The organism is Ruminococcus sp. RTP21484sp1_RTP21281st1_A8_RTP21281_210402 (assembly GCF_040914025.1).
GTDB classification, from domain to species: Bacteria; Bacillota; Clostridia; order Lachnospirales; family Lachnospiraceae; genus Blautia_A; species Blautia_A faecis.
Window position 1 is genome coordinate 12,443 of record NZ_JBCPGE010000010.1, and the last position, 26,509, is coordinate 38,951.

The window sequence follows — 26,509 nt, forward strand, 5'->3', positions numbered from 1 at the left end:
GGAAAGGGCTCACAAATTCATTTATTCAGATTACACAAGACGTCTTACAGAAGTAATCGTTCTGTATGCAGCATTATCGCTGACCTTGATGCCATCTCTGGCATTGGATGCATGGACAATCTGTCCATTTCCCATATAAATTGCAACATGTCCGCCATAGCAGATCAGGTCGCCTGGCTGAGCATCCGCATAGGATACTTCATATCCGGCATTCTGCTGCTCATAAGATGTTCTTGGAAGACTTACGCCAAAGTTTGCATATACACTCTGCACAAAGCCAGAGCAGTCAGCACCACTGGTAAGGCTTGTTCCACCCCATACATATGGGTTTCCAACAAACTGTGTTGCATAGGATACAACAGAAGAGCCGGAACCTGAAGAACTGCTGGCTGATGAACTGTCAGAAGAACTATCTGAGGAACTGTCGGAGCTGCTTGCCTCGGAATTGTAATCAACTGTATTGTCAGTATCAATTACATTACCATACTCATCATATTCATAATCAGAAGATCCATCAGAAGAACCACTTACAACATTTCCATCTTCATCATACTGAACATCTTCTGAAGAATTATCTCCATTCTGAGCTGCTTCCTGGGCTGCTGCAGCTGCTGCGGCCTCTGCCTCTGCCTGACGTCTTGCCTCTTCTTCTGCTGCAATACGTTCTGCCTCAAGCTGCTCAATTTCTGCCTGCTGCTGTTCCAGAAGGTTCGCATACTCAGTAGCCTGCTGCTGTGCATATGCGATCTCGTTCTCGCAATCAGCACTGTTCGCACGGGTTACATCCAACTGATACTGAAGGTTAGACTGCTGAGCCTCATATTCTTCCTTCATGGTCTCAAAATCAGCCTTCTCCTGCTCATACTGTTCTTCTAACTTCTGAACCTCTTCAATTGTTCTTGCATATTTCTGAAGGCTCTCTCTGTCCTGCTCATACATCTGCTGTGTATACTCAGCTCTGGTAAGAAGGTCTGCAAGGTTATCTGCATTTAACATCATCTGGAACCATGCATTATTTCCACCTTTTTCATAAAGATACTGGATACGTTTCTTCATGGCGCTGTACTGTTTATCCTTGGCATTCTGTGCCTTGGTCAGGTCGCCCTGTGTTTTTTCAATTTCTGCTTCCTTGGAAGCGATATCATTCTCAAGAGTCTGAATGGAAACCATCACATTTACAAGATCAGAATTCAAAGATTCGATCTGACTCTCAAGCTGCTGCTTCTGATCCCACAGAGCACTCATACGTGCATATGTAGCATCCAGCTGCTGACTTGTCCAAGCCTGCTCTTCTCTTAAGTCACTCTCACGGTCAGCCATTACGCTTACAGCCTGTGAGCCGCACATTAAAATTGCCAGTGTCAGACATACAATTCTTTTCTTCATGTTTCATCACCCTCGTTAATCATTTTGATAATCTAAAATAACTTAATTTGTAATATGTTTGCAATATTTCATTCAATCTTGCTACATATTAACACACCCTTGCAAAGATTTCAACCCTAATTTGCAATAAATTTTAAATTTCTGTAACATTTCGTAATATATTCGTTTGAATTAAGCTTTTTTCCACAAGAAAGAATCCTGCTTTGCAGGATTCTCCGCCTGCGGCGGGTCGCTATAAGCGACATCTACCTTTCCGCCGCTTCTGGATCCTGCCCGGCAGGGCTTTTTTATGCTATAGGGAATTCCAACGTAATTTCCTATAGCATAAAAAAAGAGAACCGGCGTTTCCACTGGTTCTCTTCCATATAATTATTATTTTCCAAACAGGTCATACAGAATCTGATCTGCTGTCATATTATAATAACCATCCGGATCAGAAAGTGTATTTCCATTCCATCTCAGATAGTTACCATTTCGAATATAGTTTCCAACAGATGGATGATAATTAAAAATACTGTATCCGGAATACAAGGACATATACTTCTTCGCAAGGGCTACAGCCTCACTGGAATAGCTTCCTGTAGGTGTGGTAGTTCCGGAAATCTGGACACCTGCCTGCGGAGTAGAGTGGATGATAACAACACTCTTATCACTGCACTGACCAAGAACGATCCATGTATGACCATCATTGTATCCGATATCGCCAGGCTTCAGCTCCCAGCCATTCTGTGACAGGTAGGACTGGTTTACAATTGTACCCCATCCTTTGCCCTTGTAATAGCTTCCGATCTCACCAGATACCACTGTGTATCCATAACCTACGCCTGACTGAGTCTGCATTACCTGGTAAGCGGACCAGCCTACAAAGCCCGAACAGTCAAAGCCCTTCGCACGGTTCGAGGTGGAAAGATCACGATAATTATTGTAGTCATATCCAGAGGGATTAGCTGACCATTTATTGTACCAGTTGGTCATGGTATCGCTCAGACCTTTTCTGGTAGAATCATTCCAGCCGCCGCCCCATACATAAAGAGCCTTTCCTACTGGCATCAATGCTCCTGCCAGATAGTTCTTGATCGTTTTGCTTCCTGTATTTCCATCTGGTGTAGGGTCATTCTGCTTCTCACCCTGGCATACACCAGTGTCAGAGAACACATAAGTAACACCGTCAATTGTCTGTGTACCTGTATACATAGCTCCTGTAGTAGGGTCAAAATAGTACTTGGTACCTTTATCTGTATTCTCTACCCAGCCGGTTGCCATAGCACCGGAGCCACTGTAGAAATAATATGTAACATTGTTAATGGTCTTAAATCCAACTGCCATAATTCCATTGGTCGAAGTGGAAGAAGTGCTGGCAAAATACCGCTTCACTCCGGAGGAACTTGTCAACCATCCTGTAGCCATAATTCCTGTCTTGGAAAAATAGCGGATATTTCCTTTGCTGTCCTTTACAAAACCGGTAGCTGCAACGCCTGACTTAGCGTAAAGGTAATAGGTCTTTCCGCCAAGCTTCAGCCACTTTGTCTTCATGTATCCGGTTGATGGTGCAAAGTAACGACGCTGTCTCTTGGAATTGGAAAGCCATCCAGTTACCATAACACCTGCTTTGCTTGTGAAATAACGCTTTCTGCCCTTTTTATCTTTCACCCAGCCTTTCACCTGAACACCGGTAGATTTATTAAAATAATATTTCTTACCGTTCAAGGTAAGCCATCCTTTGACTTTCTTGCCGTTTTTATAGTAGTATGTTTTCCCTTTTACTGTACGGAATCCATTCTTCGTGGCAGCCTGTACATCTCTTGATGTACTATGGCATGTAAAACCGGCTGCCATAAGCATTACCAGCAGCAGGATACTCCAAAGTCTGAATTTTTTACATTTGTTTTGCATACTTACCTTCCTTTTTAATTAATCTGTTGCTGTCCACAGGTAATACTGCAGTCCAGCAAACACAACCCCTGTTATTATCATCTTCAAGTTTTTACAAAGTTGTTACAGCTTTATGTAGCTCATTATATTACAGTTTCCATCTATCGTCAACCCGAAAGTAAAACTCTGTAAAGTTTTCACAATATTTTCGTATTATTTTTCTTTAAAAGCAATGATTTCAAAGGTATTTTCCATAAAAAAAGAACAGTCCCACACAATGTAAAAGAACTGTCCTTTTATAAATTCTGTAATATTCCTGTTATAAAGTGATTATAACAGATGTTTTCTTAATTCTTCTCCGCTCAGAGCGCTTAAGTAAGCAGGTGCAACATCAAATACAGTCTTGCAGCCCTTCTGTCCCTCCTGGTTCATGCGGTATGCAGCTCTGGCATATGCAACAATTACAGAAGAAGTAAATTCCGGATTGGAATCCAGTTTCAGGCTGTACTCGATCACATGACTGTTCTCATCGTTCCAGCCGGTCTTGCCTGTGCGGATTACAAATCCACCGTGCGGAATTCCGCTGTGGTCACGCTTCAGTTCCTCTTCGGGAATAAAATGTACTGTGGTATCGTATTCATCAAAGTAGTTCGGCATAGTCTTGATCTCATTCTCAATTCTTGCAAGATCAGCGCCTTCTTCAGCTACTACGAAACACTCTCTGGTATGTTTCTCTCTTGTAGTAAGCTCCGGATTCTTTCCGCTTCTTACTGCTTCCAGAGCAGACTCAACTGGGATGGTGTACTGTTTGCCGTCTTTTACTCCTTTGATACGGCGGATTGCATCAGAATGTCCCTGGCTTACACCTTTTCCCCAGAATGTGTAATCCTTGCCGTTTGTCAGGATTGCATTTGCATACATGCGGTTCAGGGAAAACATTCCCGGATCCCAGCCTACAGAAATAATTCCCACATGACCGTTCTCAGAAGCCGCTTTATCCACATTTGCAAAATGTTCCGGGATTCTCTTATGGGTATCAAAGCTGTCTACCACATTGAACCACTGGGCATACTTAGGTGTCTGCTCTGGCAGGTCAGTAGCACTTCCGCCGCAAAGAATCATAACATCAATCTGGTCTTTCATCTTCTCAGCATCATCTACAGAATATACCTTCGCTGTCTCTGTCAGAATTTTAACAGTCTCAGGAGCACGACGGGTAAAAACTCCCACCAGTTCCATATCAAGATTGTGTTTGATCGCACATTCTACGCCACGTCCCAGGTTACCGTATCCCAGGATACCAATACGAATACTCATTATCTGATTCCTCCTATACTACCGCACGCCAGATGCACAATCCCCACAAATGGTCATGCAGCCCCCAAAAGCTGTATTATCCCATACGAACGTCAGATGCTTCACGTCTGCGGTATCTATATCTATTTCACGCTTTAACAGTTTAATACGTGCGAGTTTTCTTGTCAATTGATTTTTAACAAAATCTGTCATTCAAAGGTTACTGTTCTCTGGTAACATCAAAACACCTCAAAAAAGAATACTGTACAATGGCATCCTTCTCCACGGTACAGTATCATAAACTTCTACTTTATCAACAACACAGCACTCCGCTTCCCGGACAGCACATTCCGCAAAGCGCATTCGCCAGACAAAGCTTCAGGCACATATCATCCCCTGCCACCGGCATTCCTCCAAACGGTCCCTGCTGTGTCTCATACCAGCTTCCGCCACCTTCCATCCGGTTCAGGAGCATACGGTACTGCTGATTATTCGGCTCCTGGCGCACAGCTTCACGAATATGCTCCAACGCTTTTACATTATTCCCCATTCCCATGTTCGCCATGGAGGAAATATAATACCACTCTCCATTCTTCTGGGAAAGGGAATTCAACACATTCATAGCCTCCTGATAATGTCCGCTCTGAACAAAATTAGCTGCTGCACGTCTGCGCACACTTTCCTCATCTTCGTAAGTGCTCTGGCGCTGCTGTCCTCCAAAGCCGCCAAATCCTCCATATCCATAACTACCGTATCCGCCGGAAGATCCACCACTGCTTCCATACTCGCGTTCTCTCATGATCTGCTCATATGCCTGCTGTACTTCCTTAAACTTCTCTTCTGCCTGATCTTTGTTTGGATTGTTAATATTCGCATCCGGATGGTACTTCCGGCTTAACTTTCTGTATGCCTTCTTTATTTCTTCATCTGTTGCATTTCTGGAAACTCCCAGTACGCTATATGGATCCAACATGTTCTTTCTCCCGTTCTTCCTTGCGTTTCCTGCTCACTTCCTCGAAGCGGCACCACACACCGGAATATAAAATGTTCCGAAGAATATCCCCATATTTAATAATAGGAAGCTTCTCGAATTCTCTGCAGGTTTCTGCCATCATCATCATAAGGATCTGGCGTACTTCCCCTTCAAACCCTTCCATTGTATATTTTTCTGCGAAAGGATTGTAATCTTTATTTTTCACATCTTCTTCCACATCATCATATGCATCCAGAAGATAGATGAATTTGCCAAGATAAAAGCCAATTCTTCGAAGGCTTTTATCCCACTCATCCTGCCTGTAAGCAAGAATCTCCTCCATAATATGCCCAAAAATCCCGGACATTCTGTCTATATCTGTCTCTCCCTGTTTCTCCAAAGCGGAAAGCTCATCCAGAAGTTCGACGATCCGCTTCGCCTTATCTGGATAAAGTTTTAACAGACGGTTATTTTTCCCCTCGAGAAGCCTGGCGTAACCAAGCTTCACATATTTTCTGTCATCGTTCCAGTCATCCAGACATTTATAATAAGTTAAAAGTATATTCATGTCTGCACAGTATTCTGTCATCACATTCTTTCGAACTGGCTGTTTTCTCACAGGATGAAGAATGCATCTGGTAGTGCCCTTGTACGTCTTTGGCTCATAAAGGCCGGAAAGAAGCATGATCACAAAAGTCATATCATAGCTTAATGTAATCTGGCCGGATATCCCGTATTTCTCACGCAGTTCCCTGCAGAGTCCGCAGTAAAAGGTTCTGTACATGTCAAAATCCTTCATCTTGATCTCCGGCTTGTTCATTACAATATATCCAAACATATCAGCGCCTCTTTATAAATTTGGTATGACACTTGGGACATTCAATCTCCACTTTCTTAAATCCGCCTCTGGGAATACGGATTTTCTGACCGCAGCCAGGACAGCTGTAAATATGATAGTCCTTGCGCTGGCTCATCATTCGCTTCTCTTTCTGGAAACGGGCTCTTAGCTTATCCGTCATCTGAAGATACTTCTGATTCTCCTGATAACGTTTGGAAATATTTTTTGAAAAAATCCTGAAATAAGTATAAACAATGGCAGCCATTCCAAACAGATCCAGAAATGCGCCGATTCCACTTCTGGTCCCAGTAAATAAGGTGAGCACAATAGCAGCCAGTGCTACTCCCATAGTGAATCTTGCGAACTGATCTACTCCGTTTCGTCCCTGCATAAATCTCATAAATTTTTCTTTCAATAAAATACCTTCTTTCTTGTGAACTTATCTTCCTGAAATAAGTTTCTGTCTCTCTTATGTTATTATATTATTTCCCTATTCCTGATTCTGTACATTCACTATTACGGTTCACAAAACAACCAACAATCATTCCGTCTATTCCTATCTGTCGCTGCAGACCTGGAAAATATAAAATTTCAGATAATAAGATTCATCAGCAGACCATAAGATCGGATGATCTGGTGCCTGGGTGCGATATTCTACCTGACGGAGACGTTTATGCACATTCCTGGCTGCCTGACCGATGGTCTGGGTAAAAAGCTGGTAATCCATAAAATGTGAACAGGAACAGGTTGCAAGGAAGCCGCCGTCTTTCACCAGTTTCATGGCACGAAGATTGATCTCACGATAGCCTTTCACTGCATTCTTAACAGAACTTCTTGACTTGGTAAATGCAGGTGGATCCAGAATTACCACGTCATATTTCTCGCCTTTCTCTTCCAGTTTCGGAAGAAGATCAAATACGTCCTCACAGATAAATTTTACAGAATCAGAAAGTCCGTTTAAAGCTGCATTGGCTGTAGCCTGATCAACTGCAAGCTGTGAAGCATCCACACCAGTTACTTCTTTCGCTCCTGCATATCCTGCATTTAAAGCAAAAGAACCAGTATGGGTAAAACAGTCCAGAACTCTGGCATTCCTGCAAAGCTTCTGGATTGCCAGACGATTGTATTTCTGATCCAGGAAAAATCCTGTCTTCTGACCGTCTTTTACATCCACCTGATATTTTACACCATTTTCTACAATTTCAACCAAAGTAGGGAACTCTTCACCAATAAAGCCCTTATATGGCTCCATTCCCTCCTGCTTACGTACTTTCACATCACTTCTCTCGTAAACGCCGCAGATCCGGATACCATCCTCTGCCAGAACTTTCTTCAGAAGTTCCACCAGCATCTCTTTATAACGGTCGATTCCAAGTGCAAGGGACTGTACCACCAGCACATCAGAAAACTTGTCCACAATAAAACCCGGCAGAAAATCTGCCTCTCCGAAGATCACGCGACAGCTTGAAGTATCCGTTACTTTCTTACGATACTCCCATGCATCCCGCACTCTTTTCTCAAAAAATTCCTCATCGATCACAGTATTCTCATCTCTTGAAAGAAGACGTACCACAATCCTGGAATTCGTATTGATAAATCCTCTTCCCAGAGGATATCCGTCAAAATCATGAACCAGTACAATATCTCCATTTACAAAGCTTCCCATAATAGAAGCTACTTCATTATCAAAAATCCACATTCCGCCGGATTTCAAAAGACGTCCTTCTCCCTTTTTCAGGGTTACTACTGCCAGACTCATAGCACTACTCCTTTGCTTTTGCGATTTAGGTAACATTGTAGCACACAATTTCTCAATTTGCCAGTGTTTCCAGGGGTTCTGAGAAAAAGTCATAAAAATTTCACTAATCTTAAAATTTTATAAACTGCCAGCCATTCATCTTCTTTTTTTAACAGACATCTCAGTCTCATTAACAACACAAAAAAAACTCCGGACTGCCTGAACTCGCTTCCTATCGTCAGATTCTAAATCTGACTTTCAATGGCGGTACACGGTTCAGACATTCCAGAGCTTTCACTTATCTCATATTCTGACTTTTCCAGAAGGTTATTTTCTTCTTATTTCGCATTCGCTGCAGCTACATGTACGTGAATCAGATTTGCCTTAATAAGAGCCGGACGAACTGCATTGTAAATAATCACAACCAGGATTGTAGATACAATTGCATTTACAAATGTAGCACCGGCGCTTAATTTCGCAAGGATGCTCGCTACTTCCTGGGGCTGACCAAGAATGTACTGTTTATAGAAATAGCCAACGATGGGATCTGCGATCACATTAAAAGCAAGACCTGCAATAGAAGCGATCAGACTCCATTTGAATACGTATTTCTTGTCGTTCGTCTCATTGATCTTTGCAATCTTGTGGGCTACAAGGCCTGTTATAAGACCGATGCAAAGCTTCAGTACAAAGGTCTTGGGTGCTCCTGTAATATAAACCGGATCCATAAGGTCTGCGATAGTCATTCCAATAGAACCTGCAAGACCGCCGTACCAACCGCCAAGAAGCAGAGCTCCAAGCACGCAGAAGGTATTTCCGATGTGAAGAGAAGTAGCATCTCCACCCGGTACCGGAATCTTAATCTGCAAAAATGTAAAAGATACATAGCAAAGTGCTGCAAGAAGTGCAGTCTCTGCAAGTTTCATAATGGTAGAATTCTGTTTGTTCATAGGTTTCTCTCTCTTTCCCGGAAACCTGGTACATATTGAAAAAACATTCTGCAAGATGTGCCTCACAAGTTGCAGGAATGATTTCTCAAACAAGCTCCAATGTTTCCTGTTTAATCACTGCTTTTTATACTGCAGTATCTAATTAGCACTTATCATAGCGAGATACTGGTATGTCTTCAATAGACAGTTTTGATTATTTTTAAGAGGACAGTTATTTTCTGCAAAAAAAGGTACAGTCCCCAATATCCCACTGGATATCAGTTTCTGTACCTTTTCCACCAGCAGACATGTCATCTCCTGGAGCATCAACACATACTATTCAACAGTATTCTTCCGAATTCAGGTCTGTTATTCTTCGTAGGACTCTTCATCAATAGTCTCGTCATAAGACTCATCGCCTACTTCATCTGTAGCACTTTCATCTGTTGTCACATTTTCAGAGCCGTCAGCTGAATCACTGGATTCTGAACTCTCACCATAAAGTTTCTCAAAGAACTTCATAGTATCTTTATACAGGGTATCTTTATCATCAGAAGATACTGCATCGCCAAGAACATCAATATCCTCAGAAGACTCACCATCATCGATCACATCAATGCCGAAAAGTTTCTTCATCTCTTTATCCAGCATATTCAGTTCTGGTGTAATGTATTTCTCAGTTCCATCCTCCTGATAGGAAACAGCACCATTTCCAAGGATACCAAGGTATTTCTGAAGAACCTTGATGGAAAGCTTGTTGCCTGTGTCGGAATCAAGTGTTACAGTAACTGCAGCATCATCTCCCATTACTTCGTAAAGAGCATCCTCATCACCGCTGTACTCTCCTTGACAGAAGGTCTTCGCTTTTTCAAATTTCGCTTTCGCATCATCGCCAAGGAAATCTGTATTCAGCTGGGATATATCTGTGATCTCTGCGGAAGAATCACTGCCATCACCAGTATCTGTTCCGCCAACTTCACTGATGTCACCATCAGCTGACTCATCTGTACTTCCATCTGTGTTCTCGCTGGAATCATCAGAAGCCGGAAATTCTTCCCAGGATTCTTCACCGGATTCGTCTGCAGCTCCAGTCTCCTCAGCAAGTCCCGGATCCTCTGTAGAACTCTCGATAACATTGTCACCAAGAGCACTCTGGTCTACATTATCCACAATACTGTCCTCATCATCTGATGAATCACTGCTCTCCTCTGCCTTTCCTGTTACATTGTCATTTACACGCTCCAGAGTTTCCTGCATCTCAGAGTAATCATAGTCCTGCTGGGAAATCTGCTGAAGCAGGTTTACGATGGTATTAATCTCATCATCTGTAAGAGTTACATTGTTATTATTGGAGATATTTACAACAATATTGTAGATATCATCTGCATTCTGAACATTGTCTGCAATAACCTGCATTTTCGCCTGGTTGATAACAGTGGTAGCGTCATTCTTTCCTACAGAATCAGCAAGATTACCTGTAACTACCATCTCCTCAGTAGCAAGCTTCTTCTTGGTCTCATCAAGTTTCTGTCCACTGGCAGTCTCATATGCCATCTGGATACCGGTCAGTGCTCCTGTACCGGATACTTCAAACGGGCAGGCAGCAACAACCTCACAGTTGGTAACACCAGATGTGGAAAGGGAACTTGCGATCATATTGCAGGTAACCCAGTTCAAATTGGCGGTACGAACCTTGATACCACCGGATGTGGTAGGCTTCACATAAGCACAGCTCACTGTTCTTGTACCAATCTGCTCCAGCGGAACATAGGAACTTAAGTGATCCCTCTCATCCTGATTGGTAACGTAGATAATCTGTGCCTGGCTGGAATCTACTTTAAAATATTTCAGCATGGTGTTCTTCTGCTCATCTGAAAGATCTGCGCCAAGTGTAACAACCTTCATAGCATCTGCCATAGCCGGTACCGTGGGAACCAAGCTTCCCATAACCATTGATGCGCTGCAGAGCAGCGTAGCTAATAATTTACCTTTCTTCATAACTTTTCCTCCAACTTTCTGTCTGGGTTATAATCTGATCTGTAATGAAAGCCTCATACTCTGTAACAGCTTCCATGCACTGCACTTCTGTCTTTGCAGTTGTTTCATTTAGTACACTTATTATAACATACTTCTTATAGTTTTTGTAATTTTAATTGTTAATTCTCTCTTTGAACATGAAAATATGTTTTGGTAAAAAAATTATTATATCAGCAGCTTTTCCAGAGCCTGTTATCTGGCGAGCTGTAAACAGCAATCCAGAACCTCCTGCACGGTCTTAACTGGTGTAATCTCAAGCTTCTCTTTTACCTCATCGGCCACATCATCAAGATCATCCATATTCTCATATGGAATAAACACATGCTTTACGCCAGCTCTTTGGGCAGCCATCAGCTTCTCCGGCAATCCGCCAATAGGCATAACACCGCCGCGAAGGGAAACTTCTCCTGTCATTGCTATTTCTGCTGGTGCAGGCTTTCCTGTCACCAGAGAGGATAATGCAGTTACCAGCGTGATGCCTGCTGATGGGCCATCCTTGGGAACTGCTCCTGCCGGCACATGGATGTGAAGATCATTTTCCTTGAATTTATCTGCAAATTCCGGATAGAGGGACTTCACAAGAGTAATGGCAATCTGGGCGGACTCTTTCATCACATCTCCAAGCTGTCCGGTAATGATCACCTTTCCATCGCCTTTTGTAAAAGAAGTTTCGATAAAAAGGATTTCTCCACCAGCACTGGTCCAGGCAAGACCGGTTACAACTCCAGGCACTGGGTTTTCCAGAATCTTCTCATGATGAATTCCATGTCCCAAAAATTCTGCTACACGCTTCTCACTTACCGTAATGCTCTTCTGCTCACCCTTTACCAGCTTCACAGCTGCATATCTGCATAACACATCCATCTGCTTCTTCAGTCCGCGGACACCAGCCTCCGCTGTATACTCTTCAATAATGCGGCGGATTGCCTCATCTGTCACCTTCAGATTCTGGGCTTTGATTCCCATGCTCTTCATTGCTTTCGGCAAAAGATGACGTCTCGCGATCTGAAACTTCTCTACTGCAGTATATCCAGGAAACTGGATTACTTCCATACGATTGAGCAATGGCTCAGGAATGGTATCGGTGGAATTGGCTGTACACACAAAAAGCACATTGGAAAGATCATAAGGAACATTCATATAATGATCTGTAAAGCTTCCGTTCTGCTCCGGATCCAGCACTTCCAAAAGAGCACTTGCCGGATCACCGCCGTAATCTTTGGCAAGCTTGTCCACCTCATCCAGTACCATAACCGGATTTGCGGCTCCGCTTCTCTTCATTCCCTCCATAATCCTGCCTGGCATAGCACCTATGTAGGTTCTCCTGTGTCCTCGAATTTCCGCTTCATCACGGATTCCACCAAGACTGATACGCACATATTTACGGTGAAGCGCACGGGCAATACTCTGTCCGATACTGGTTTTTCCAGTTCCAGGTGCACCTACAAACAATAAAATGGAACCAGACTGTTTCTTATTAAGAGCCATAACAGCAAGCTGCTGGATAATTCTCTCTTTTACTTTTTTCAACCCATAATGGTCTTCATCCAGGATTTGTTCTGCCTCATTCAAATCAATTTCAGCAGGTTCCTCTGGCTTCCAGGAAAGACTTGTGGCAAAGTCCAGATAATCGTACAGCATGCCATACTCATGGCTGTCTTTTCCTTCCTGCTTCATGCGGTTCAGCACCTTTTCAGCTTCTTTGCGTGCTTCCTCATTCATGCCGGATTCCTGGATTTTCTTCTGGAAACGGCGCACATCAGAAATATTCTCCGGATGCATTTCGTCCAGCTGCTGCTGAAGAAATTCGATCTGCTTCCGGATAGCGGACTCCCGGTAAACTTTCTCATTGGAGTTCTTCTGCGCAGTCTCAGCTTCCTCACTGACACGGAAAATCTCCATCAGCTCATAGACAGCCTCTTCCATCAGATGCATGCGTTCTTTCCTGGAATCCACCTCGATCATATGGTATTTTTCTTCCCAGGAAAGGCTCATGTAACCAGCCAGGGCACTGACGGCTTCCGGATAGCTTTTCCAATGGTAGATCATGCTGCGTACCCAGACGCCCCACTGAAAGCCTTTTGCAAAATCCATCAGTTCTTTCTTGATCTTATCAAATTTCTCCTTTTCTTCTTCCGGGGAGATATCCTGGATATCCGGAAGATCTACCGCTTCTGCCTGAACCATGCCGTCAGTATATTCTACATGAGTCACCTGCACTCTTTTTCTGGTAGTAATCTTGACGCTGCCTTCCTCGTCTATATTCTCAATGATTCCCATCACGCCCACTGGAAAAATATTTTCCATGGAAATTTCCTCTGGGGCTATTTCTTTCTTCTGTAAAACGAAGAGAATTTCTTCTCCGATATTCTGTTCTTTAATTCTGCCTTCCGGAAACATATCTTTTTTAAAGAAAAATGTAACTTCCGGTAAAAGAAGAAGTTCATAAACTGGTATTGTAATCATACATGTTTCCTCCTTGTATTGTTAGCACTCCTTTAATATGAGTGCCAGATTTATTCTATAGAAAATGGCGAACTCATATGAATTCGCCATCTGAATCTATGATAGTTCATTATAGCACTAAATTAAAATTTTGCAATAAGAATCGAACATTCTTTCTGGAACATGGTAGTTTTTTGAAACATTTATTTCGAAACGGGAGCTAATTTTGCATTCTGATCTGTTCCCCTTTTATGGGCGCATAGGTATAAAGCTTCTCACCATCCAAATCCGCCTTGTACATATCCACAGCACTGATCTGGTGATTGTCGTAAGTATTATAATAATAGATTCCCTTATCTGTATTACAGCAGGAAGTATATAGCGTAATCTCATACTTGTCTTCTCCCAGCTTGCAGCAGCCTCTCTGCTGGTCTACGCTGCCAAGAATGTGGAAAAACTGGCTTACACTTTCTTCTTCTGAATCCCCGGACAGAGAGTTCATTTTTACAAAGGCCACCCGCACAAATCTTGACTGGGAGGAGAGATCTCCCGGCAGTCCCATGCCACCCATTCCCCGGCTGTACTGATTCAGTTCCAGATTTTCTGAAAACGTGTTACTGCGGTTTTCCACAGCCAGCTGCATATAATTGTTCAGATTAAACATCTGATAGTTAAAGGGCGGATTGTTTGTGAGGACACCTACTGGATTATCATATATTTTCATTCCCTCTTCCAACGACTCCAGGGTAATACATTCCTCTTTGTCCGCAATAATCCAGTGCAGCTGCGCAACTGGCAGATCAGGAAGAAATGGGGTGTCAATCAGGTTCATATTCTTAAGAAGCTGGCGTGCTTCTTTCACTGTAGCACATTTTCCCAGAATCCATGGGATCAGTTCGAACTGAGTAATATTGTCTTTCCCCTCTACAGGCTTCTTGTAGCTGGCATTTCCAACGAAATTAAGACCGGCGATTCCAAGACCTTTCTCATTGACCGCATCATAATACAGCGGATAGTTCTCCATAACACATGCCATTCCGATCATGGCATAATGACTTTTCAGCTGACCGCCTTCTCTTAAATCAAATACATAATTTCTAGGCGTGATCACTACCTGGTCTCCATAGGAAATCTCATAATCCAGAGTTCTTCCAAAATAGAAATCCTTTGTTTTATAGGTTGCTGCTGTACACATATTCTGTTCCTCCATTCATCCGAGACTGTTTAAAAGTCAGTTCTGTATTACTGTTCACTGGTAACGTTCTGTAATCTGCATATTCCAAAAAGTTCCCAAGGCGTTGTATTTTCCAGTCTGTCATGTTATTATTTATAAAAATTGTGCATGAACGGTTCATCATTAGTGTTATATATTGTAGCACAAACTGTGAAAATTTAAACTCTTTTTTCCCGATTTCACACTTTTTTAAGAAAGGAACTTACCATGAATAAATCTATTGCAGTCGCAGGTACCGGATATGTAGGGCTTTCTATTTCTGTACTGCTGGCTCAGCATAATCATGTTGTTGCAGTTGACATAATTCCGGAGAAGATTGCTTTGATAAACCAGAAGAAATCTCCAATCCAAGATGAATATATCGAAAAATACCTGTCGGAAAAGGAACTGGATCTTACGGCCACCTCAGACGGAGAATCCGCCTACGCAGAGGCTGATTTTGTGGTAGTGGCCACCCCCACCAACTATGACAGCAGGAAAAATCATTTCGACACTTCCGCTGTTGAAGCTGTACTAAGCCTGGTCACAAGGGTGAATCCTGCTGCCACAATTGTGATCAAATCTACGATTCCTGTAGGCTACACAGAATCTATCCGAAAGAAGTTTCACAATAACAATATTATTTTCAGCCCGGAATTTCTCAGAGAGTCCAAGGCCCTATACGACAATCTTTACCCAAGCAGGATCATTGTCTCCTGTGATGAGCACACCAGAGAAGCAGCTCATACTTTTGCAGCACTTCTTCAGGAGGGTGCTCTCAAAGAAAATATCGACACCTTGTTCATGGGATATACGGAAGCAGAAGCTGTAAAACTTTTTGCCAACACCTATCTGGCACTTCGTGTTTCCTATTTTAATGAGCTGGATACTTACGCGGAAATGAAGGGGCTGAACACCCGCGATATTATCAATGGAGTCTGTCTGGATCCCCGGATCGGAACTCATTACAATAATCCTTCCTTTGGCTACGGCGGCTACTGCCTGCCTAAGGACACCAAACAGCTTCTTGCCAATTACAACGACGTTCCTCAGAATATGATGTCCGCAATCGTGGAAAGCAACCGTACCCGAAAGGATTTTATTGCTGATCAGGTACTGCAAAAAGCCGGCTATTACAACTACAATGAGGACAACCTTTATCAGTCAAGCCTGGAAAAAGAAGTGGTTATCGGCGTCTACCGCCTCACTATGAAGAGTAATTCCGATAATTTCCGGCAAAGCAGCATTCAGGGTGTTATGAAACGGATCAAGGCAAAAGGCGCCACTGTCATCATCTATGAGCCCAATTTGGAAAACGGTTCCACATTTTTTGGCAGCAAGGTTGTAAATAATCTGGAAGAGTTTAAAGAAAAAAGCCTGTGTATTCTGGCGAACCGTTATGACAAGGTCCTGGACGATGTGAAGAAAAAGGTTTATACAAGGGATCTGTTTTCCAGGGATTAAGAAACGAAAGCGTGTCTAAAAAAGGCTTCCGCAAGATGTACATCACAATTTGTGGGAGATTTTGCCCGGATGAGGGCGCCGCAGCGGGCTGCGTAGGTCGAATTCGAGCAAAATATACCGCAATCTGCACCATACAAAAACAGGCAGGAAACATAGCGATCAAGAGAGCAATAGCTCCGTTTAATCACTGTGTTTCCTGCCTGTTGTCTATGAAATCCGTTTTTTATTCACCATACTGGCAATTGCTCTCTTTCAATTGCCGGATGACTTTATCCTGAAATAGTGATTATAAGCATCCAGCACATCCTTACGTCCTCTCACGCGAATGGGAACCCGTTCTCCATTTCGGAGTAAAAACTCCTCTTCTACATCTGTAATGTGATCCATATTTACCAGAAAGCTTTGGTGGCAACGCAAAAAACGGGGATCCTCTATCTTTTTCTCAAGATTCCCAAGTTTTTCCGCAGTTTCAAGCACCGAACCATCCAGCATATGTAAGGTTACTGTATGGCGGTCACTTTCCAGGTATAAAATTTCATCCACGAAAGGATAACGATACTGTCTTCTGCATTTCACTGAAATCCGCCTGCGAAGCTCAGACTTCAGCAGTCTGTTTAAAATTGCTGTGGTCTGCTTCTCTTCTGCAGGTTTCAGAAGATAGCCGGATGCTTCTACCTCATAACTTTCAAGCGCAAAATCAGGTGAAGCAGTCAGAAATACAATAGGCGCTTTTACTCCCAGGTCACGCAGCTTCCGTGCCGTGTCCATTCCATTCAGATCGCCCATATAAATATCAAGAAAAATCAGATCTGGCCATATATAGCCCTCTTCAATGTCTGCAAGGAGGCTCTCTCCAGATTCATATTCCTGGATCTGCGCCTCCCTGCCATTTGTCTGAAAGTACACCATCAACTGACGCTTCAGCACAAAACGCTCAACTTCCACGTCGTCACATATGGCAATTCTGTTTACCAAAGCTCTCCCAAAGCCTCCTTGTACTTGACTAGTTTATTATAACACAACGTTCCCTCTCGGGGAGAAATCTGCATAATCGTCACGTTTCAGAGCATAATCCTCAATTACCTGCACTCCCCACTTTGTGGGATCTTTCAAGGCTTGCAAAGATCCTTCACAACCTCTCCGGCAATGATCAGTCCTGCAACAGACGGCACAAATGCTACGCTTCCCGGAATATCACGACGCTCTGTACATTTGTGCTTGGCACCTGGCGGGCAGATACAGTGGGTTCTGCAGCTGATGGACATATCCTCTATCGGTCTTGTAGGGATTTCCTCGGAATAAACCACTTTCAGCTTACGGACGCCACGTTTCTTCAGTTCGCGGCGCATAACCTTGGCAAGAGGGCAGACCTTAGTCTTATAAATGTCCGCAACTTTAAACTGGCTTGCATCCAGTTTGTTTCCGGCACCCATAGAACTGATGATCGGAACCCCTTTCTCCTTCGCCTTCATGACAAGGGAGATTTTTGCAGTAACGGTATCTACTGCATCTACAATATAATCATATTCTTCAAATGGAAAATCGTCTGCATTCTCCGGCAGAAAAAAACACTTATGTGTCTCCACCTTCACGTCCGGATTGATTTCCAGCATACGCTCTTTCATAACATCCGTCTTGTATTTTCCCACTGTTTTTCGCGTTGCTATGATCTGGCGGTTCAGATTCGTAAGGCATACCTTATCGTCATCGATCAGGTCAAAAGCACCTACCCCGCTTCTCACCAACGCCTCACACACATATCCGCCAACACCGCCGATTCCAAATACTGCCACTCTGGCACCGGCAAGCTTCTTCATCCCCTCTTCTCCAAGAAGAAGCTGGGTTCTTGAAAACTGATTTAACATAAATTTTTCTCTCCTCAATGAAAGACAGGCAACAGACTTTCAAACAGACATTTCTCTTTCAATAAGAAAACTGCGGTCTGTTCTATCTTCACATAAAAAGCCTGGGAAGCTTATCCACCCAGACTTTTGTCCACATTACCTTTCGGAAATATTTTATAATGACTGTGTTTTTCTGTCAATTATTTTTTCGCCTACACATAAATAAATTACAGCGTTCCTGTTCACTCCGTTCGCAGTATCATTACAGCCATTTTTTCAAAACATCACTCAGCTTATTCATATCCAGCGGCTTTGCGATATGTCCGTTCATACCTGTATTTTTTGCCAGCTGTACATCTTCTGCAAAAGCATTGGCAGTCATGGCAACAATTGGCAGTTCTCCTTTTTCACCGGGGAGGCTTCTAATTGCTGCGGTTGCCTGATAACCATTCAGAACAGGCATTTGGATATCCATAAAAATAAGGTCATACCGGTCTTTTGGAGAAACCTCCACTTTTTCAACTGCAATTTTTCCATTTTCGGCTGTCTCAACTTCTGCCCCTGTCATCTGCAGGATTTCCACTGCAATTTCTCTGTTTAACTCATTATCCTCGACCAGCAGAATCCTTTTTCCTGTGTAATCTGCTTCTGACAGATTCTCCAGATAATTCCTTGCTGTTTTTTCTTTTTTGTCAGAAACAAACTGCCGCAGTGTAGCGGTCAGCCTGGAACGGAATAACGGTTTTGCAATAAAAGCATCTACACCTGCTGCCTTTGCATCTTCTTCAATCTCGCTGAACTCATAAGATGTCAGTACAATGATGGTAATCTCCTTCCCTATCCGTTTCCGAATCTGTCTGGCAGTTTCTATGCCATCCATATCCGGCATCTTCCAGTCCAAAATAACAGCAAAGTAATCATTTTTTAACTCATGACGTGCATAGCAGCGCTCAACGGCTTCTCTGCCGGAGAGGACCCATTCGCCTGTAATTCCAATCTCCTTCAATGTCGCAACTGTACTTTCACAGCATGTCTTATCATCATCCACAACCAGAACCGGCAAATTCATCAGATTTTCATCCTTTTCTTTCTCTTTTTCCTAAAGTTCAAGATAAATTGTTACCGTAATTTTAGTTCCCTTGTGTAAGGTGCTGTCCACTTTAATATTACCATTCATCAGATTTACAATATTTCTGCTGATTGCCATTCCCAGACCAGTTCCCTGAACTCTGGTTGTCCGATGGTCATCTGCGCGGCTGAAGGGATCAAACATGATTTTCTGGAATTCCGGCGACATACCGATTCCATTATCCTCAATCGTGAATTCATAGCATCCAAGCTCCGAAAATCCATTTGGCTTTTCCTCTATGGAAAAAGTAATATTCCCGCCATCCGGTGTATACTTGATCGCATTACTCATCAGATTCACAAATACCTGCTGAATCCTCAGACTGTCACCGCAGACATCCTCATGTTCAATATGATTAATGTGTATATCAAAATTATGTTTATGTTCATCAAGCACCGGTCGCGTAAGTGTAATAAGATTATCCACCAACTCTGACAGATTGAAATCTTCCTGTGCCAGTGTCATTTTTCCACTTTCAATACGTGCCATATCCAGCACTTCATTGATCAACCCAAGCAGATGACGGCTTGATTCTGTAATCTTGCTGAGACATTCAATAACTCTGTCCTGACTCTCAATATTTGCTCCGGCGATTGCTGTCAGACCCACAATGGCATTCATCGGTGTTCGGATATCATGGGACATATTGGAAAGGAATTCTGTTTTTGCACGATTTGCATTTTCTGCGGACCGGTAAGCCTCTTTCAGTGCCTGACGGGATTCAATCTCTGCTTTCTTCTCCTGTGTCACATCCATGGATGCCAGCAATACCTTTTCCAGCTTTCCATTCTTCCATTCCAAGGGAATATAAGAAGCGATTTTATAAGTCTTTTCATCCAGGCTGCAATACTCAAACTTATAAATATCATTTTCGCTTTTCAGATTTTCCCGGATATTTTCCGGGGCTATCAGAATATCTATAGCTTCCAACGGTTCCAGTGTCTTATACTTTTCAAGAACCTGCATCTGAAAATCATGATAGAAGCCCAGAGGTTTATATATCATCTGTCCATTCAGATTGTAGAATTCATATCTGTCATTTTCCAGATCACAGACAACAAAACGGTCAACCAGACGCACTATGCTCTGAATCAGCTGCTCCATGGAAGCATTATCCGCTGCCATCTGCAGATGCCGTGCGCTCTCTACCTTTGCCTCCGTAATATCCCGCAGAAAAATCATGGCATATTCTGAATCCTCTATCTCGCCACGTATGATCACATTACGGACCCATCGTTCTTCTCCCTTCAGAGTGATTCGGCACTCCAAAGACAATTCGGTTTCCAGACCCTTCAGTTTTTCCGCAATATAGCCACGATCATAAAAAGCGGATACTGCCTTCTTATCTGTTTCCACAACATAGGAATCCACAAAATGCCGGATCAGTTCATCCCATGTATGACTCTGTTCAAAAACAGTCATCAGGGACGGTTCAACCTTAAAGGTATCAAATGTGTTTGCCTCCAGGTTAACATAATATTCGCACAGATCTGTTTTCGTAAAGGCACGGTGGAAAGCAGCTGACTTTTGTGCCTGCATAATTTCTTTTTTTTCCGCATCAATATTAATAAAAATCCCGGCAATCCTGCTGGCAGAACCATCCAGCCGGCGTATTACTTCTGCTGATGCCCGAAACCACTGGTACTGATGATCCTTCATTCTCATACGGTACTCTACCTGGTATTTTACCTGATTCGTCTTATCCGCAATTGCCGCCTGAAGCTGCATCATTACTCTTTCTTTATCCTGTGGATGCAGAAGATCTGACCAGGATTCCAGTTTATTCGGAAAATCCAGAGTATCATGATAGCCAAGCATTTTTCGGAACTCATGGCTCCAGTTTGCATTCACAATCTCACTGTTTTCGTCACAGTCAAAATACCAGAAGCCGGAACGGATAGCCTCATTGATCAGTGCCAGATTTACATGATCCCAGTTGACCTGTACGGACATAATCCAGATCTGTCTGCCTGCTTCATCTGTCGCATCCTCTTTATAAAGCCGTACATTATTCACTGTACCGTCCGCTGTAAGGATCTGCGCTTCCCCGGCTCCGTGGATCTGCAAAAAACGGTCTCGATCCAATATACTTATATCCTTGCCGTAAAAAAATTTCTTCAATGAGCCTTTTGTCTGCTTCATAAAAGAATCGAACGTATGTCCTATACTATGTAGCAGCAGATTACTCACAGACAGAATAGACAGATTTTGGTCATAATATCCGGTCAACATACCTACCCCGCCATTATTTTCCAGTGTTTTCTGTATTGCCTGTGATAAATCCTGTGTTTGTCCAGGTACCGTCTTGTTTAAAGAATATATTTTATCCTCATAATTTTCCTTATATAACATTTTATAAAAACCCTCACTCTGTTTGATGCGTGTTTGAAAAAGGCTTTCTGCAAAATGTGGCGCGCAGATTGTAGGAATGCTTTTTCAACCACGCTCCAGAACATGCTCCGGCAAGTTCTCGTACATATTTTGGCATATAAAAAGGACACCTGACAAACATCCTGCCAGTGTCCCTGCTACATCTTTTTAAACTCACACATCCATATACATATAGTATAAAAGGTATCGGAATCGCTTCCGTTCTCACGTCTTTTCTATATATGGAAACAGCAGCAACCGGCTGACATGGTCAGACTTTCTGACTTTAGCCCCTTCTGGCTTTGCGTCCCTGCCTTTCAGCAAGTTTGCCTTTAAATAAATCCCATTTTTTATCAAAAATAAAATACCATGAAGTTTCCGATGCGTCAATAATATTTTGATAGAAAATCTGTGTTTATGAACCATTCGCAAAGTCGAAGATGTCTCGCACAATCGTTACTCTGTCTTTGTCATATTCCCCGAAGTTCTGAATCATGCAGCAGCCACCACCAACAACTACATATAAACGCATCAGCTCCGGATTGTATTCCCGTTCTCTCAGCTTATGAAAGATTTCTCTTGTGTAATCACTGGCAGCCTTACGGATTGCAGCCAAATACTTTTCTCCGATGTCTGCTGTCCCGGTACGGATCACCTGTTCAATCTATAGAATGTCCAGACGGATGTGGAGTCTAAAAAAACTTCACGCAACTGACCGCCCGATGACCACACCCTTGTTTCTGCTTCGCTGCGTACAGCTCGGAATCTCCATCCGGGATCTGGATCTTCTTACGATTGGGATGGTGAACGACATGTACGCAGAAAGCAGCAATGATGAGTACAAAGGCTATGCGCAGATCGCTACGCAGAGGGATTTTGATGCATTTTAGCAAATTTATGTGTCTTATATAATGACAGTGTGTTGACATTAGACACGCATTTGAGTATACTATACTTGAATGGAGGTGTTCTGTATGGCAACAACTAATTTAAATATTCGTACAGAGAAGGCAATCAAGGATCAGGCGGAGGAAATCTTCAATGAGCTTGGTCTGAATATGACAACTGCTGTAAATATGTTCCTGAGAACCGCTATCCGTGAGCATGGTATTCCTTTTGAATTAAAACTGGAAGTACCGAATGATACGACAGCCGCTGCCATTGAGGATGGCAGAAAAATGATGAAGGATCCTTCTGCTCCGCGTTATTCCAGTATGGATGCGCTTAAGGCAGCTCTCGACGTATGAAATACGACATTCAGTTTACCAATCAGTTTAAAAAGGATTTGAAGCTTGCCAAAAAGCAAAATAAAAATCTTGATAAGCTGTTTGAGGTAATCGATATTCTGGCGAATGGCGGTACGCTGGATGCAAAATACAGGGATCATGACCTTACAGGAAACTATAAAGGCACGCGTGAGTGTCACATCGAACCGGACTGGTTGCTCATTTATGAGATTCAGAACAACGTTTTAGTACTCATGCTTTACAGGCTTGGTACGCACTCAGAACTATTCAAAAAATAGATTTAAAAAACAGAATAGCAATTCAGAAAGCATCTATCAGAAATGGTAGGTGCTTTTCTTATGCCCAAATCCAGGAAAGGAGGTGCGCTATGGCGGGAAGTAGAATCAAGGGTATCACGGTCGAGATCGGTGGCGATACTACCAAGCTTCAGAGTGCCTTAAAGGGTGTCAATTCAGAAATCAAGAATACGCAGTCACAACTTAAGAATGTCGAAAAGCTCCTGAAATATGATGCTCTTCAGAGGGAGATCATCGAAACGGAAGAATATCTCAAAAAGCTGTAAGCGCAGGCCAATCAGTCTGCCACTGCTGTGCAGAAGATTGCTACTGCTGGTGAAAACCTGAAGTCTGCAGGCGATAAGGTTTCCTCCACCGGCGAAAAGCTCCTTCCTGCCTCTGCTGCAGTTACAGTTCTTGGCGTTGCTGCTGTAAAAACAGCCTCTGATTTCGATTCTTCTATGAGCCAGGTAGCCACCGTGTCTGGTGCAACCGGAGAGGATTTCGACAAGCTCGTGCAAAGGCTCGTGAGATGGGTGCGAAAACCAAGTTCTCAGCATCCGAGGCTGCAGATGCCATGAACTACATGGCGATGGCCGGATGGAAAATCTCCGACATGCTGGATGGTATCGAAGGTATCATGAACCTTACTGCGGCATCTGGTGAGGGCCTCGCCACCACATCGGATATCGTAACCGATGCACTGACTGCATTTGGTCTGACAGCCAAAGATTCTGGGCATTTCGCAGATATCCTTGCAGCGGCAAGCTCTAACGCAAATACAAAGGCAATGGATGATTGACGACTGCGAAGCCGAAAACATCGACATGATTATCACCAAGTCCATCAGCCGATTTGCCAGAAACACGCTGGACTGCCTGAAATACATCCGCCAGCTGAAAGATAAGAACATTCCCGTCTTCTTTGAAAAGGAAGCCATCAATACAATGGATGCCAAGGGTGAGGTTCTGATTACGATTATGGCTTTCCTTGCGCAGCAGGAATCATAATCCCTCAGCCAGAATGTGAAGCTGGGACTCCAGTTTCGCTACCAGAATGGCCAGGTACAGGTAAATCACAATCACTTCCTCGGCTACACCAAGGATGCAGATGGGAATCTCATCATCGATCCGGAACAGGCAGAGGTGGTAAAGCGCATCTACCGGGAATACCTGGAGGGCTATTCGATGGATCGGATCGCAAAAGGTCTGGAAGCAGACAGCATTCTCACCGGCGCTGGCAAAACAAAATGGTGGACCAGCACCATCAACAAAATCCTCCGAAACGAGAAATACATCGACGAGGCCCTGGTAAAGCGCTGGCTCGAGCGAATCACCGTCTGGGAGGACCACTTCACTGTGGAGCTTAAGTCCGAACTAAAAATTGATATTGATGAATAATCCCAATAGATGCACAACACCCTCTCGACCATGATGGCCGGGAGGGTATTTTCTACATCCACAAACCAGAATTGTCTTAACACTGTGCTGTTTCTCTTTTCTTCCAACATATGAATCCATACATGTCATTAAGAAAAAATATCAAGAAATTTACAACCACTGGAATATACCCCGGGGTCCTTAATTGATGCCAGTATCCATAAGATAATCAGCACGATGTCATTCGATGCATATCCCAAAGCATAATAGGAAGACCGTAACATAGTGAGTGATGCAGCAAAAAAACTTGTTACTACCGAAATGGTACTAAATATCAGATTCGGCGTGTTAAGTTTTTTTAGTAATATATAAAATGCAATTGTCACTGCCACATTGCAAAGAACAAGAACTCCTGCTCCTTTTCTTGTAATTTTTCGTATTTCTACTGTTCCATCACTACTGTTTCTCGCATTTTTCAGCCATGTCACAATCGACCAAACAGACATCGGAAGTGACATAAATAAGTAAGTAAACATCTCTCCCCAGTAGCGAAAACGGTATGATATTATCGCATACTGGATGCAGAAAATCGTCATCAATATCGGTGCCCATACATTTCCCTGTGCGGCAAATATCAGTGAAGTTACACCAATACAAGTTGCAGTAAGTGTCAAAGCATCTACTCTTCCTGCCATAATATTGGACATAACAACAATAGCAATAGACACGAACCAAAGTGCCCATTCTCTTTTGGTCATTCTTTTAAATGGATTATTCATTTTTCTAATTCCCTTCATACGTTGATTTGAGACAACAGGAAATTAGATATATTTTATACCTGTTGTCTCTTAAAATTGGATACCCTTTATATGCTTCTCTTGCGAAGCAATGGCACCCTTCTGCATATGAAGGATTGCATAATTACTTTCGTGAAATTGATAATATCCAAAAAACATAATTTTATCCTCTATAACGCTCTGACAAATCGCGATTCACCGAATTTTCCCTTGCCATCTAATCCACTGCCTCAAATCGTGACATCTAATCCGAGGTTACAACCTGACACACATTTTGCAGTAGATATGTTTCCATATAAAACAACCGAGCTTTTTCAGGAGTTAGGCTTCTATTCCCAACTTCCGAAAAAGCCCGGAAATACGCCGCTTTCTGGCACTTGATTTTATTTTCTTGACATCAAGACTACCGTCTCAACATGCGTTGAGACGTCTGAACTGCTCTCTTTTTTACTCGTTGGTTTGCGAAAATATGTCCAACGTCTCATCAGTTTGTGGAAACATATCAATGGATTACAGCTTCTCCATTGTATGTTTTTGGTACAGTTAACTTCTAGAATAACCTACTTACTTCAACGTATCATTTCAATGATAAATTGTTCTGTTCCCTCTTCCAATTGCCTTACTCCACTTGGAGTAAAACCGTGTTGCAAATAAAAGTGCTGCGCTTTTGTATTCTTCTCAAGAACCCATAGTGAATTACAATTCCTACTTACGGCAAAATCTAATAATTTACCTCCGATTCCCTGATCCACGAAAAACGTATCTACATACAATTCCAAGACTTGCGTTCCCTGAATATGAATGAACCCCTTAACAAAATCATCTTCATATACATAAAATTCCTTAAGTATCTCTGGGTGCTCGATGTATTCTTTTGCCAACGGATAAACTTGTATTTCACCAAATGAAACCATATCATCGTGAAAAATTTCTCTATAGTTCATCCGCTTGGAGAATACTGATATCTCAGCAATTCTCGATGCATCTCTATCTATTGCTCGTCTTATCATGACTAATTCTCCTTTTTGTAATAAACTGAAATTCATCAGCATCTCTGCCTTCCTCTTTTATTCCGCAGGGATTATTTCGCCTCGGTTAGATACGTCCCCCATCGCTGAAACCATCTCTACCAGGCCATTCCATCAACTTCCGATTTAAACAATTCTCCACATATCTAATCCACTGTCTCAAATCGTGACATCTAATCCGGGGTTACAACCTGACACACATTTTGCAGCGGATATGTTTCCATATAAGAAAACCGAGCTTTTTCAAAA

The 26,509-nt window shown here is 42.8% G+C and carries 23 protein-coding genes, 3 pseudogenes and 1 riboswitch; of the genes and pseudogenes, 8 read left to right on the forward strand and 18 right to left on the reverse strand.

Annotated elements, in window-relative coordinates; translation table 11 throughout:
* Positions 1-30 precede the first annotated feature (30 nt).
* From AB5170_RS06525 to bsh, 11 genes are all read right to left on the reverse strand, one after another.
* Positions 31-1,386 carry an NlpC/P60 family protein gene (locus tag AB5170_RS06525; protein ID WP_368361284.1) on the reverse strand — a complete coding sequence of 452 codons (1,356 nt, stop codon included), beginning with the start codon at positions 1,384-1,386 and terminating at the stop codon, positions 31-33.
* A gap of 372 nt (positions 1,387-1,758) precedes the next feature.
* Entirely contained in the window at positions 1,759-3,279 is a 1,521-nt protein-coding gene (locus AB5170_RS06530; RefSeq protein ID WP_295260874.1) for an N-acetylmuramoyl-L-alanine amidase family protein, read from the reverse strand.
* A gap of 309 nt (positions 3,280-3,588) precedes the next feature.
* The gene (locus AB5170_RS06535) at positions 3,589-4,575 is read right to left on the reverse strand and encodes a diaminopimelate dehydrogenase (RefSeq protein WP_368365054.1); all 987 of its coding nucleotides are present in this window, start codon (positions 4,573-4,575) and stop codon (positions 3,589-3,591) included.
* Between the two features lie 292 nt (positions 4,576-4,867).
* A complete protein-coding gene (locus AB5170_RS06540; protein ID WP_173734861.1) occupies positions 4,868-5,527 on the reverse strand; it encodes a J domain-containing protein in 660 nt (219 codons plus the stop codon).
* Positions 5,511-6,365, reverse strand: a complete 855-nt coding sequence (locus AB5170_RS06545) for a DUF5685 family protein (RefSeq protein WP_173734860.1) — start codon at positions 6,363-6,365, stop codon at positions 5,511-5,513. Before AB5170_RS06545 ends, AB5170_RS06540 begins: the two co-directional genes overlap by 17 nt.
* A gap of 1 nt (position 6,366) precedes the next feature.
* A complete protein-coding gene (locus AB5170_RS06550) occupies positions 6,367-6,780 on the reverse strand; it encodes a hypothetical protein (protein ID WP_118577786.1) in 414 nt (137 codons plus the stop codon).
* Between the two features lie 141 nt (positions 6,781-6,921).
* The gene (locus tag AB5170_RS06555; RefSeq protein ID WP_148461162.1) at positions 6,922-8,124 is read right to left on the reverse strand and encodes a class I SAM-dependent rRNA methyltransferase; all 1,203 of its coding nucleotides are present in this window, start codon (positions 8,122-8,124) and stop codon (positions 6,922-6,924) included.
* Between the two features lie 317 nt (positions 8,125-8,441).
* Entirely contained in the window at positions 8,442-9,053 is a 612-nt protein-coding gene (locus AB5170_RS06560; protein ID WP_173734859.1) for an ECF transporter S component, read from the reverse strand.
* 348 nt (positions 9,054-9,401) lie between these two features.
* Positions 9,402-11,030 (reverse strand): DUF1002 domain-containing protein, encoded by a 1,629-nt coding sequence (locus AB5170_RS06565; RefSeq protein ID WP_368361285.1) that lies wholly within the window; start codon positions 11,028-11,030, stop codon positions 9,402-9,404.
* 231 nt (positions 11,031-11,261) lie between these two features.
* Entirely contained in the window at positions 11,262-13,535 is a 2,274-nt protein-coding gene (gene lon / locus AB5170_RS06570; protein ID WP_368361286.1) for an endopeptidase La, read from the reverse strand.
* Positions 13,536-13,734: 199 nt separating this feature from the next.
* Positions 13,735-14,709, reverse strand: a complete 975-nt coding sequence (gene bsh, locus AB5170_RS06575) for a choloylglycine hydrolase (RefSeq protein WP_195476892.1) — start codon at positions 14,707-14,709, stop codon at positions 13,735-13,737.
* A gap of 246 nt (positions 14,710-14,955) precedes the next feature.
* Here bsh and AB5170_RS06580 point away from each other — a divergent pair, with 246 nt between their 5' ends.
* Together AB5170_RS06580 and AB5170_RS06585 are read left to right on the forward strand one after the other, a co-directional pair.
* The gene (locus AB5170_RS06580; RefSeq protein WP_195476890.1) at positions 14,956-16,191 is read left to right on the forward strand and encodes a nucleotide sugar dehydrogenase; all 1,236 of its coding nucleotides are present in this window, start codon (positions 14,956-14,958) and stop codon (positions 16,189-16,191) included.
* Positions 16,192-16,202: 11 nt separating this feature from the next.
* The gene (locus AB5170_RS06585; protein WP_334284952.1) at positions 16,203-16,469 is read left to right on the forward strand and encodes a DUF6783 domain-containing protein; all 267 of its coding nucleotides are present in this window, start codon (positions 16,203-16,205) and stop codon (positions 16,467-16,469) included.
* On the opposite strand, the gene AB5170_RS06590 is transcribed toward AB5170_RS06585, so the two are convergent.
* The 4 genes from AB5170_RS06590 to AB5170_RS06605 form a co-directional block, all read right to left on the reverse strand.
* Positions 16,444-17,166 carry a LytTR family DNA-binding domain-containing protein gene (locus tag AB5170_RS06590; protein WP_226815623.1) on the reverse strand — a complete coding sequence of 241 codons (723 nt, stop codon included), beginning with the start codon at positions 17,164-17,166 and terminating at the stop codon, positions 16,444-16,446. The two genes, AB5170_RS06585 and AB5170_RS06590, sit on opposite strands and share 26 nt — an antisense overlap.
* A gap of 134 nt (positions 17,167-17,300) precedes the next feature.
* A complete protein-coding gene (locus AB5170_RS06595; protein WP_148461155.1) occupies positions 17,301-18,056 on the reverse strand; it encodes a ThiF family adenylyltransferase in 756 nt (251 codons plus the stop codon).
* 241 nt (positions 18,057-18,297) lie between these two features.
* Positions 18,298-19,104 (reverse strand): response regulator, encoded by an 807-nt coding sequence (locus tag AB5170_RS06600; protein WP_330602859.1) that lies wholly within the window; start codon positions 19,102-19,104, stop codon positions 18,298-18,300.
* A 30-nt stretch (positions 19,105-19,134) separates the two neighbouring features.
* Entirely contained in the window at positions 19,135-21,516 is a 2,382-nt protein-coding gene (locus AB5170_RS06605) for an ATP-binding protein (protein WP_368361287.1), read from the reverse strand.
* Positions 21,517-21,571: 55 nt separating this feature from the next.
* On the opposite strand from AB5170_RS06605, the pseudogene AB5170_RS06610 reads away from it, so the two are divergent.
* Positions 21,572-21,706 (forward strand): annotated as a pseudogene (locus AB5170_RS06610) (DUF6783 domain-containing protein); the annotation flags it as partial.
* A gap of 78 nt (positions 21,707-21,784) precedes the next feature.
* A riboswitch (cyclic di-GMP riboswitch) is annotated at positions 21,785-21,875 on the reverse strand.
* A gap of 74 nt (positions 21,876-21,949) precedes the next feature.
* On the opposite strand, the gene AB5170_RS06615 reads toward AB5170_RS06610, so the two are convergent.
* Complete coding sequence (locus AB5170_RS06615; RefSeq protein ID WP_295261993.1) at positions 21,950-22,150, reverse strand: hypothetical protein; 201 nt, start codon at positions 22,148-22,150, stop codon at positions 21,950-21,952.
* Between the two features lie 67 nt (positions 22,151-22,217).
* Here AB5170_RS06615 and AB5170_RS06620 point away from each other — a divergent pair, with 67 nt between their 5' ends.
* The 5 genes and pseudogenes from AB5170_RS06620 to AB5170_RS06640 form a co-directional block, all read left to right on the forward strand.
* Positions 22,218-22,424 (forward strand): hypothetical protein, encoded by a 207-nt coding sequence (locus tag AB5170_RS06620; RefSeq protein WP_195991589.1) that lies wholly within the window; start codon positions 22,218-22,220, stop codon positions 22,422-22,424.
* Positions 22,425-22,508: 84 nt separating this feature from the next.
* On the forward strand, positions 22,509-22,781 hold the full coding sequence (locus AB5170_RS06625; protein WP_118578232.1) for a type II toxin-antitoxin system RelB/DinJ family antitoxin: 273 nt from the start codon (positions 22,509-22,511) through the stop codon (positions 22,779-22,781).
* Entirely contained in the window at positions 22,778-23,059 is a 282-nt protein-coding gene (locus AB5170_RS06630; protein WP_148461153.1) for a type II toxin-antitoxin system YafQ family toxin, read from the forward strand. Before AB5170_RS06625 ends, AB5170_RS06630 begins: the two co-directional genes overlap by 4 nt.
* Before the next feature lie 89 nt (positions 23,060-23,148).
* Positions 23,149-23,840 (forward strand): annotated as a pseudogene (locus AB5170_RS06635) (phage tail tape measure protein); the annotation flags it as partial.
* 37 nt (positions 23,841-23,877) lie between these two features.
* Positions 23,878-24,375 (forward strand): annotated as a pseudogene (locus tag AB5170_RS06640) (recombinase family protein); the annotation flags it as partial.
* A gap of 209 nt (positions 24,376-24,584) precedes the next feature.
* Here AB5170_RS06640 and pnuC read toward each other — a convergent pair.
* Together pnuC and AB5170_RS06650 are read right to left on the reverse strand one after the other, a co-directional pair.
* Entirely contained in the window at positions 24,585-25,214 is a 630-nt protein-coding gene (gene pnuC / locus AB5170_RS06645) for a nicotinamide riboside transporter PnuC (RefSeq protein ID WP_368361288.1), read from the reverse strand.
* 587 nt (positions 25,215-25,801) lie between these two features.
* The gene (locus AB5170_RS06650) at positions 25,802-26,242 is read right to left on the reverse strand and encodes an N-acetyltransferase family protein (protein ID WP_368361289.1); all 441 of its coding nucleotides are present in this window, start codon (positions 26,240-26,242) and stop codon (positions 25,802-25,804) included.
* Between the last annotated feature and the right edge of the window lie 267 nt (positions 26,243-26,509).

Bases quoted from the DNA above. Each gene is read 5' to 3' on its own strand.
- AB5170_RS06525 (WP_368361284.1), bottom strand. From the start codon at position 1,386: ATGAAGAAAAGAATTGTATGTCTGACACTGGCAATTTTAATGTGCGGC.
- AB5170_RS06530 (WP_295260874.1), bottom strand. From the start codon at position 3,279: ATGCAAAACAAATGTAAAAAATTCAGACTTTGGAGTATCCTGCTGCTG.
- AB5170_RS06535 (WP_368365054.1), bottom strand. From the start codon at position 4,575: ATGAGTATTCGTATTGGTATCCTGGGATACGGTAACCTGGGACGTGGC.
- AB5170_RS06540 (WP_173734861.1), bottom strand. From the start codon at position 5,527: ATGTTGGATCCATATAGCGTACTGGGAGTTTCCAGAAATGCAACAGAT.
- AB5170_RS06545 (WP_173734860.1), bottom strand. From the start codon at position 6,365: ATGTTTGGATATATTGTAATGAACAAGCCGGAGATCAAGATGAAGGAT.
- AB5170_RS06555 (WP_148461162.1), bottom strand. From the start codon at position 8,124: ATGAGTCTGGCAGTAGTAACCCTGAAAAAGGGAGAAGGACGTCTTTTG.
- AB5170_RS06560 (WP_173734859.1), bottom strand. From the start codon at position 9,053: ATGAACAAACAGAATTCTACCATTATGAAACTTGCAGAGACTGCACTT.
- AB5170_RS06565 (WP_368361285.1), bottom strand. From the start codon at position 11,030: ATGAAGAAAGGTAAATTATTAGCTACGCTGCTCTGCAGCGCATCAATG.
- lon (WP_368361286.1), bottom strand. From the start codon at position 13,535: ATGATTACAATACCAGTTTATGAACTTCTTCTTTTACCGGAAGTTACA.
- bsh (WP_195476892.1), bottom strand. From the start codon at position 14,709: ATGTGTACAGCAGCAACCTATAAAACAAAGGATTTCTATTTTGGAAGA.
- AB5170_RS06580 (WP_195476890.1), top strand. From the start codon at position 14,956: ATGAATAAATCTATTGCAGTCGCAGGTACCGGATATGTAGGGCTTTCT.
- AB5170_RS06595 (WP_148461155.1), bottom strand. From the start codon at position 18,056: ATGTTAAATCAGTTTTCAAGAACCCAGCTTCTTCTTGGAGAAGAGGGG.
- AB5170_RS06600 (WP_330602859.1), bottom strand. From the start codon at position 19,104: ATGAATTTGCCGGTTCTGGTTGTGGATGATGATAAGACATGCTGTGAA.
- AB5170_RS06605 (WP_368361287.1), bottom strand. From the start codon at position 21,516: ATGTTATATAAGGAAAATTATGAGGATAAAATATATTCTTTAAACAAG.
- AB5170_RS06620 (WP_195991589.1), top strand. From the start codon at position 22,218: ATGTGGAGTCTAAAAAAACTTCACGCAACTGACCGCCCGATGACCACA.
- AB5170_RS06625 (WP_118578232.1), top strand. From the start codon at position 22,509: ATGGCAACAACTAATTTAAATATTCGTACAGAGAAGGCAATCAAGGAT.
- AB5170_RS06630 (WP_148461153.1), top strand. From the start codon at position 22,778: ATGAAATACGACATTCAGTTTACCAATCAGTTTAAAAAGGATTTGAAG.
- pnuC (WP_368361288.1), bottom strand. From the start codon at position 25,214: ATGAATAATCCATTTAAAAGAATGACCAAAAGAGAATGGGCACTTTGG.
- AB5170_RS06650 (WP_368361289.1), bottom strand. From the start codon at position 26,242: ATGATAAGACGAGCAATAGATAGAGATGCATCGAGAATTGCTGAGATA.